General features: G+C 69.5%; 2 protein-coding genes. Both read left to right on the top strand.

Going from position 1 to position 718, the window contains the following annotated elements; all coding sequences use genetic code 11:
• The coding region (locus A5780_RS08685; RefSeq protein WP_197521703.1) for a WhiB family transcriptional regulator at positions 1-483 on the top strand (483 nt) is incomplete at its 5' end.
• Positions 483-718: hypothetical protein (locus A5780_RS08680; RefSeq protein ID WP_156769424.1), on the top strand; the 236-nt coding region annotated here is incomplete at its 3' end. The genes A5780_RS08685 and A5780_RS08680, both read left to right, overlap by 1 nt.

Below are 718 nucleotides of genomic sequence, written 5' to 3'. Positions count from 1 at the left end.
ACCCGCACCATTTCCGATTCACCCGAGGTCGATCACCCGGTGGCCTGGCCGCCCGTGCTCTGCACCGAGGATCCGGACCTGTTTTTCAGCTCCGCTGCTGCCGATGTGCATGAGGCGCAGGGGATCTGCGCGGACTGCCCGATGCTGGCGCGGTGCGCCGCTTTCGCTCTCGCGAGCCCTGAATCGGTCACCGATGGGGTGTTCGCGTCGGTGCGGATGCCGACCACCGGTGCTCTGGCCAGCGAGCGCAAGGAGGCCCTGGACTTGCTGCGTCAGGTCGCCCGGAACGGGCGTCCGGCTCCGCTGCACGACTTCTCGCGCCGCAAGTTCGACGGCACCCCGGCCGAACTGGCCGAGCGTGTGGTCGAGCTGCGGGACGGTGGAGGGCTGTCGTGGTCGGAGATCGGCCGCCAGCTGGGGTGCAACTACGCCACCGCGCAGCGCGTCTACGCCGAGGCCGCCGCTACTGAGGCGGTGGCCTGATGGATCGCAGCGTGAAAAACCCGACGATGTCGGGGGGCGAGTACCACGAACTCGCTGGTATCGCCACGGTCGCGGTGGGTGTGCCGTCGTTGATCGAGCTGGCCGGTGCAGCGGTGTGGGCGGCCCCGATGTACGGCGGCCCGGCACAGGATGTGCCGCTGAAGAACCCCGTCGCGCTGGGCTGGCACCTGATGGCCACCCACGATATTGCGTGGACCGGTGAGGCCACCGCCGC

This window comes from Nocardia sp. 852002-20019_SCH5090214, assembly GCF_001665865.1.
Taxonomy (GTDB): domain Bacteria; phylum Actinomycetota; class Actinomycetes; order Mycobacteriales; family Mycobacteriaceae; genus Nocardia; species Nocardia nova.
Note: the sequence above shows the minus strand (reverse complement) of the source record. Positions and strands in the feature narration are given on the sequence as shown.